The sequence below is a fragment of the Pedobacter sp. 01T416_2 genome, assembly GCF_056398925.1.
The window spans coordinates 1-7,522 of record NZ_JBFTQI010000242.1; the positions used below are offsets into that span (position 1 = coordinate 1).

The following is a 7,522-nucleotide window of genomic DNA, read 5'->3' on the forward strand; positions in this document are numbered from 1 at the left end:
GTGCCTAGACAGATTTAGCTGCGCTGAGCACTTAGGTGATTCTCGGCTGCGTTCCATTCCGCTACCATTAATATATTGGTTTTGTATTTCCACCCAACTAGGCCGTAGAACCGTATCTCCGTTCTACTTAAATCCGGCCTAACAAATTTTTCGGGCTCGATTGACAAAGCCATCCCACTGGCTTTAAAAGAAAAATTTTCAGCCGGCGTTTTTTGGTTCTTTTTGACGCCAAAAAGAAGGAGCCCTTCGGCGGCGGCGAGCCGAGGCAAGCCTGCCCAGCAGGACAAAATAAAATAATTTTATACATCATTCATATTGATTTTTATGCAATAAACTTAAACTCAAAATGACGATTTTTTGCCTGAAGATTCTTCGACTACGCTCAGAATGGCAACTCTCAATAGAAAATATCATCTCAACTGAATCGTTGCCTAGATGGATTTAGATTCGCTGAGCACTTAATGTAGTTCCCGGCTACGTTGCAATCCGTGCGAAATGACAGCCGTTTATTGAGCCCTAATTCAAAAATACATTTTAGGTAACTAACATGATAGTTCATTTTCTTGCTTTTTGTTTCAATAATGATTATTATTGATTACACACAAAACACAAATAAAATGAAACCTAAATTAATCATCATGGTGCTACTATGCGCCGTCAGTTGGCATTGCTATGCCCAAACTGAAAAAGGAACCGGCTTTGTTGGCGGAAGCCTGAGTTTTGGAACTTCCAAACAAAATAATTCATCGGCTAGTTTGAACACATTTACATTAACACCCAGGGGAGGTTATTTTTTAGCTAAAAATTTTGCCATAGGCTTAGAAATCCCTTTAAGTCTTTCGAAGCTTAGGGGCGAAAGTTATATCGCATGGAACGACGAATATGGATATTACGAAGAACAGCGCGGGGTAAAGGAATTTAGTCTTGGTATCTCTCCTTTCGTACGTAAATATATTGATGTTAAAGAGCGCTTCAAGTTTTTTATGCAAGCTAATCTGCTCCTTCAAATCAACACCTTTAACAGGATCGATGATGAAGGTTACCTGATCAGAACTGATGCCAAAATAAAGGGATGGGGAGCAAGTATAAGCCCCGGTTTTACCTATTTCGTATCGAAACATGCCGCATTAGAGTTTTCGGTGCCTATAGTAACCTTCTTTCATCAAAATTATTATGCTGAAGAATCGCTGTATAATTACGACAAAACCAATAATTTAAGGCTGGCACTTCAGAATTTTACTCCAACTGTTACTTTCAACTACCATTTTTAACGTCCAATAAGATGAGAAATATATTCACCAAAATTTTAAGCCTAACAAGCATAAGCTTATTATTTCTTTTAAGCCTTTCCAGCCAGGCAAATGCTCAGCGCTTTCGTGGTAAAATAGAATATTACAGCAGCGTATTCCCTTCTGAGGATGGAAAAATCAAATCTATTGATGGTATTAAAATTGAATATTATAATTCGGTTTTTAAATCGGAAGATGGAAAAATTAAATCAATTGGTAATATCAAATTGAGTATAATAACAGTGCGCTCAAAATAGTGATGGAAAAGTAAAATCAATCCAAAATGAAAATGATGATTCCGAATCGGAAGACACATTGGACACCTATTACTTCATTGAAAGACTCAACTGTCAATAATTTACAACCTAATAAACCATGGAATACAGCCTAATATTTAGGCTGTATTTTTTTATTTACTGATCTACAACGATTTAAAAACAAATCAACTAAATAATTAGTTTTTGTACTTTTTTTATTTTATTATTGAATACACAAAAAACACAAATGAAAAATGAAAAAACAATTATTAACGTTGGTAGCACTATGCGCTATCGTCATGACAACTCATGCCCAAACAGAAAAAGGAGACAACTTAATTGGAGGAAGTTTAAGTATTTCTTCGTCAAAAACTGAATCGCCAAGTTACGAAAAAAGAAATTTTTATGGCATCAATCCGAGTTATGCACATTTTTTTTCTAAAAACTTAGCAATTGGATTGACTGCAGGTTTTAGCTATAGTAAAAATTTCAATAGTAATTTTGATTCTAATTTCAACACAACCTCTACAAGAACAAGTAAACAAAAAAGTTTTTCAGTGGGCCCTGTAGTGAGATATTATGTAGATATTGTTGACAAACTTAAAGCCTTTGGACAGTTTAGTGGAACGATTGGTATTATAAAAACCAATGAAACCAGTACCTATACTTATAATTATCCTCTTAGTTCAAAATTCACACAATATCATGCATCTATACAACCTGGCCTAGCATTTTTTCCGACGAAAAAACTGGGTATAGAACTTGGTTTCCCTTTATTATCATACAATAAAATTGATTACGACGGTAAAGAGCCTTCAAATATTTGGTACGAAACGGAGGCATTTGATTTKGGGTTTAACACTTTTAACCCATTTCTTGGATTTAACTTTCACTTTTAAGCTAATAGAGGCTGTTTTACAAAGTTAATTTCGAATCTAATCTGCCACGCTGTCCAAAGGACTCCTAAGGAGAGCCTGTCGAAACGCTAAAAACATATATTTTGGCTAGTCCTTCGACAGGCTATCATTTACAGATCTACAAAGAAAAATCGTCATTGCGAGGCACGAAGATAACCGAACGAAGTGAGCTCATGAATGCCTGTAAAAACAACTGCACAAATGAATAATCTTAAAGCACACGCTAGTAGCGATCGTAGTAAGATTGCTTCGTCGGCTGAAAAAGCCTTCTCGCAATGACGACTCCCCATTGCCTACAGTTCTTCTCTTTTATTTCTTTCTCGTTTCAATATTCGGTAAGAATCCGGTTAGTAAACCGATTAAAGGCAGAAACGCACAAACATTAAATACGTATTCAATACTTGTAGAATCAGCCAATTTCCCCAATAGCGCCGATCCGATGCCACCCATGCCAAAGGCAAAGCCAAAAAATAATCCAGCAACCAAACCAACTTTGCCGGGGATCAGTTCCTGTGCATAAACTAAAATTGCCGAAAATGCTGACGCCAAAATCATCCCGATGGGAACGATAAGTACACCTACCCAAAACAGGTTGGCATGTGGCAGTAATAATGCAAATGGAGCAGTACCCAATATGGATGCCCAGATTACATATTTACGACCTATTTTATCGCCTATTGGTCCGCCAAGCAAGGTTCCCGCAGCTACCGAAAATAAGAATACAAATAAATAGATCTGTGAGGTTTGCACTGAAACATGGAATTTATCGATCAGGTAAAAGGTAAAATAATTGGTTAAACTCGCCATGTAGAAATATTTCGAGAAAATCAATAAGAGTAAAATACAAACAGAGAAAATCACCTTAGTTCTCGAAAATTGATTCACAACAGTTTGAATATTGATCTTTTTACTTCTCGAAAGCATAAATCCCCTGTACCAATTGCCTACATAGGTTAAAATAATAATGGCCAAAAGTGCAATTACCGAAAACCAGATAACACTGAACTGTCCGTAGGGAACAATAATCCAGGCAGCCAACAACGGACCTAAAGAACTGCCTGCATTACCGCCTAACTGAAAAACAGATTGTGCCAATCCCCTCTTCCCTCCTGATGCGGCGTGTGCCATACGTGACGCCTCGGGGTGAAATATAGAAGAACCTATCCCAATAAAACATACTGAAAGTAATATGGTGTAAAAATGGGTTGATTGTGAAAGCGAAATTAACCCGATCAGGGTAAAACCCATGCCAACAGCCAACGAGTATGGTTGAGGCTTTTTATCAGTGTACAAACCCACAAAAGGCTGTAACAGTGATGCGGCTAACTGAAAGGTCAAAGTAATTAAACCAATTTGCGAAAAACTTAAATGATAACTGGTTTTAATGATAGGATAAATTGCAGGGATTAACGACTGTATGGTATCATTAAGTAAATGCGAAAAACTTAAAGCGAAAAGTATCGGAAAAACGGTTTTTTCAATAATGGAAGTGGTCGTGCTATTCTCAGTCATATCGGTAAATTATGCCTCCAAAAATAGTGATTATAATTTTTTAAACTATACCCTTTGTCCTTGCAAAAACCAAACATTTTTATAAAGTTTTGGTTTTATAGCTATGGAAAAGAACAGAAAAATTGTTGGCTTATGCGGAAGTTTAAGAAAGGGATCGTACAATGCCATGCTGCTAAAGGTCGCAGGCGATTTACTCCCCGAAGGCATCCAGTTCGAAACGGTGACTTTTGATGATATTCCTGTTTATAACGCAGACCTGGATTTACCCGAAGCTGAAGAAAGGCCAACAAGCGTAACGAAATTCAGAGATGCCCTTGCCACTGCAGATGCTTTTATTATTGTTTCTCCTGAGTATAATTATTCTATTCCCGGTGGATTAAAAAATGCCATCGACTGGGCCAGCCGTGGAAAAGATTCGCCTTTGATGCATAAACCAGTTGCCGTGATGGGCGCAACACAGGGAATGTGGGGAACGGTTAGAATGCAAACAGCATTTTTACCTGTTTTTACCTTCCTTAATATGAATCCGGTTTTACAACCAGAAGTTTTAGTTGCCCAGGCTCAAAATAAATTCGATGCCGAAGGAAATCTAACCGACGAGAAAACCATCGGTATTATTAAAAAGAAAATAGAAAATTTAATTTCTGCCTGTAAGGTTTAATCAAACAGCGGCAGGTCCTTCCCAAAAACCTGACATTTTCGGCGTTTTACAATCTGACATTTATACAAAAAAAGTCAGATTGTCAATCTGTCATGTCTAAAAAATTAATCAGTCGATTAATTTTTAGTCACGCGAAAATAATATTGACTTAACACTAATTTTATATCTGTTTAACAATTAAGCAGTTGACCAAAAACTGATTTTTTGATGACGCAGGCAAAGTTTTTTGGCACAAGTGTTGACTTTTATTCGAATATAGTCAGGAATTAAAAAAGTAAAATTGACTATATTTTTATAACAAATAAATAATAAAAAAGATGAAAAAACTATTATTATCTTTAGTAGCAGTAGCAGGTTTAGTTTATGGTGCACAAGCACAAACTGAAAAAGGAAATTTTATGTTAGGCGGTAACGTAGGTGTAAACTCTACAAAAGTAGACGGTGCTCCAAAAGCAGATTTCAGCTTTAGCGTATTACCAAGTGTTGGTTATTTTATCAGCAACAATTTTGCAATCGGTACGGGTGTTGGTTACGAATACAATAAAGAAGTAAGCAACAAAACTCAGGATGGCGCTTTTAAAGTTGCTCCTTTCGGACGTTACTATGTTGGTTTATCTGATCAATTTAAATTCTTCGGACAATTATCAGTGCCATTGGCATTTGGTGAGTTAAAAGCAACTGATGCTAACGGCGATAACGCAGTTAAATTGGGTACTACTACTAAAATCGGTGTAGAACTTGCTCCAGGATTTGCGTTTTTCCCAACAAAAAGAATCGGTATCGAACTTTCGGTTAAAGGTTTAAGTTATGAAAACTATACTTTGAAAGCAGAAGGTACAGGTGCTAAATTAAAAACAAACACTTTCGGTTTAAACGCTGATACTTTCGCACCAAGATTAGGTGTTCAGTTCTACTTTTAATTAATTCTCCCTTAAGGGAAATTTAATAAATGACTTTTTTTTCGAAGAGCGTCCCGGTTTACCATCGGGACGCTTTTTGTTTACTTCTTTTCTCTGATGGCTTTAAATTCAGAGCCGTCTTTCCATTTCGGATACGAATCTTCATTACTGATGTGATACCCCATATCAAAGAGCATTCTTACATCTTCTACAATACCTGATAAATCCCATGTTTTTGCATCGAAATTATCCTGTGGCGAATGATAACGAAATTTGGTAAAATCGGCTACCTGCTTCAATCCCCATGCCCTGCCGTTTTTGATATTATCTACGCCAGAACCTGTAAACAATGAGGGTACACCAACCTTGGCCAAATTAAAATGATCAGAACGGTAGTATAATCCCGATGACGGAACAGGATCTGGCACGATTACCCGCCCCTGCTTTTTAGCCGCCGCAGCAGCATAATCTTCGAGTTCTGACTGGCCAAAGCCATATACCACAATATCTTTGGTTTTACCGGCTATACCCATCATATCCATATTGATATTGGCAACCGTTTTAGCCAAAGGAAAAGCTGGGTGTTTGGCATAATACTCAGAGCCTAAAAGCCCCTGTTCTTCAGCCGTATAAGAAATAAACAAAATCGTACGTCCGGGAGCTTTAGGTAACTTTTTAAAGGCCGAAGCAATTTCGAATAAAGAAGCTACGCCTGTTGCATTATCAACCGCTCCGTTATAAATAGAATCACCCTGTATTTTTTCTCCCACACCTAGATGATCCCAATGTGCCGAATAAATAATAGCTTCATCTTTACGCTTATCGCCTGGTATTTTAGCCAGAACATTATAAGTAACCGATTTTTTGATGGTATTTTTAACCTTTAATGAGGTGGTAATATTTAAATCAACAGCTTTAAAACCCTTTTTCCGAGCACTTAAAGCCAATTGATCGAATGATTTACCATCCAGTGCAAATAGTTGTTTCGCCTTATCTAAAGTAATCCAGCCTTCTACTACAGTCCTGCTCATTCCATTGTCTTCGCTTTGCAGGGTAAGTTTAGATTTCGACCATCCACTGCGCACAACTGTCCAGGGATAAGCTGCAGGCTCAGTATCATGAACAATAATAATCCCTGTAGCACCCTGTCTTGCCGCTTCTTCAAACTTATAGGTCCATCGGCCATAGTAAGTCATATTTTTACCTTTAAACAAGGTAGAATCAGCAAAGCCCGGATCATTAATCAACACCACTACCGTTTTCCCTTTTACATTTAGGTTCGCATAGTCATTCCAGCCATACTCGGGCGCAACAATGCCATACCCCGCAAAAACCAGCGGTGAGTTACTCATACTTACCTCATTTTGCACACGGCGCGTGCCAGCCACAAAATCGGTTAAATAATTGAGTGTTAAGGATGCAGTTTTTCCTTTGAGAACCATTTTATCTTCTGGCACAGATTTAATTTCTACCATGGGTACCTCCTGAAAGAAACTATCTCCATTCCCCGGCTGCAGGCCTAGTTTTTCGAACTGAGTTTTTAGATAATTAATGGTTTTGGTTTCTCCATTGGTAAAAGGTTTTCGCCCTTCTAAACTATCAGCCGCAATTACCGATAAATATTGGGTTAAACTCGAATCGTTAATGGCTTTAATGGCTAAAGAATCGGCACCAACACCAGTACTTTTTGCACCTTGTTTACAGGAGCCAAAGAACAGGAGCGCGCAACTGAAAAGTAATAGGTTTTTTTTCATTTATAAAGGATTGAATTTTAATAAAAAATTTCATTTGCTGAAAAATACGAAGAAATTAGGAGTTTCTGTGTTTATCTCCCCAATTTGAGGGTCTCCCGCGGATCTCGCAGATTGACGCAGACAAAAGCTCAAAAACCCTTAATTCCAAATTTCGGCGCTTATCATCTTTAATCTACGGGAACAAATATATCTCCCGCGGATCTCGCAGATTGACGCAGACAAAGCTTAAACAC

7 protein-coding genes are annotated in these 7,522 nt (G+C 37.6%); 5 read left to right on the plus strand and 2 right to left on the minus strand.

The window, feature by feature from the left end:
- Positions 1-617 precede the first annotated feature (617 nt).
- From AC1DPQ_RS11995 to AC1DPQ_RS12005, 3 genes are all read left to right on the plus strand, one after another.
- Positions 618-1,271, plus strand: coding sequence for a hypothetical protein (locus AC1DPQ_RS11995; protein ID WP_477578763.1), 654 nt, complete (start codon positions 618-620; stop codon positions 1,269-1,271).
- Between the two features lie 11 nt (positions 1,272-1,282).
- Positions 1,283-1,546, plus strand: a complete 264-nt coding sequence (locus tag AC1DPQ_RS12000; RefSeq protein ID WP_477578765.1) for a hypothetical protein — start codon at positions 1,283-1,285, stop codon at positions 1,544-1,546.
- 254 nt (positions 1,547-1,800) lie between these two features.
- On the plus strand, positions 1,801-2,445 hold the full coding sequence (locus AC1DPQ_RS12005) for an outer membrane beta-barrel protein (protein ID WP_477609454.1): 645 nt from the start codon (positions 1,801-1,803) through the stop codon (positions 2,443-2,445).
- A gap of 327 nt (positions 2,446-2,772) precedes the next feature.
- On the opposite strand, the gene AC1DPQ_RS12010 is transcribed toward AC1DPQ_RS12005, so the two are convergent.
- The gene (locus AC1DPQ_RS12010; protein ID WP_477578769.1) at positions 2,773-3,975 is read right to left on the minus strand and encodes an MFS transporter; all 1,203 of its coding nucleotides are present in this window, start codon (positions 3,973-3,975) and stop codon (positions 2,773-2,775) included.
- Between the two features lie 103 nt (positions 3,976-4,078).
- Here AC1DPQ_RS12010 and AC1DPQ_RS12015 point away from each other — a divergent pair, with 103 nt between their 5' ends.
- Together AC1DPQ_RS12015 and AC1DPQ_RS12020 are read left to right on the plus strand one after the other, a co-directional pair.
- On the plus strand, positions 4,079-4,636 hold the full coding sequence (locus AC1DPQ_RS12015; RefSeq protein ID WP_477578771.1) for an NADPH-dependent FMN reductase: 558 nt from the start codon (positions 4,079-4,081) through the stop codon (positions 4,634-4,636).
- A gap of 317 nt (positions 4,637-4,953) precedes the next feature.
- Entirely contained in the window at positions 4,954-5,556 is a 603-nt protein-coding gene (locus AC1DPQ_RS12020) for an outer membrane beta-barrel protein (protein WP_029278561.1), read from the plus strand.
- Between the two features lie 80 nt (positions 5,557-5,636).
- On the opposite strand, the gene AC1DPQ_RS12025 is transcribed toward AC1DPQ_RS12020, so the two are convergent.
- Positions 5,637-7,289 (minus strand): M28 family metallopeptidase, encoded by a 1,653-nt coding sequence (locus AC1DPQ_RS12025; RefSeq protein WP_477578773.1) that lies wholly within the window; start codon positions 7,287-7,289, stop codon positions 5,637-5,639.
- Positions 7,290-7,522: the final 233 nt, after the last annotated feature.